This is a genomic window from Vibrio sp. 10N.222.49.C9 (assembly GCF_041474985.1).
Classification (GTDB): Bacteria; Pseudomonadota; Gammaproteobacteria; order Enterobacterales; family Vibrionaceae; genus Vibrio; species Vibrio crassostreae_C.
On sequence record NZ_JBFRVD010001175.1, the window covers coordinates 1 to 292 of the forward strand.

The window sequence follows — 292 nt, forward strand, 5'->3', positions numbered from 1 at the left end:
GACTTTAACTGCGAAGAGTACATGTCTAAAAAAGATGCTCGTAAAATGGATTTATTTATCCAATACGGTATCGCAGCAGGTATCCAAGCTCTTGATGATTCTGGCCTAGAAATCACTGACGAAAATTGCACTCGCGTAGGCGTGGCGATTGGCTCTGGTATTGGTGGTTTAGGTCTGATTGAAAACGGTATCCATGTTATGAACGGCAAAGGCCCACGCCGAGTGAGCCCATTTTTCGTTCCATCAACCATCGTAAACATGGTTGCAGGTAACCTTTCTATTATGCGTGGCC

The 292-nt window shown here is 44.9% G+C and carries 1 protein-coding gene; it reads left to right on the forward strand.

From position 1 onward, the window contains the following. A partial coding sequence (locus AB4585_RS27445; protein ID WP_372171911.1) for a beta-ketoacyl synthase N-terminal-like domain-containing protein occupies positions 1 to 292 on the forward strand: 292 nt, incomplete at both ends.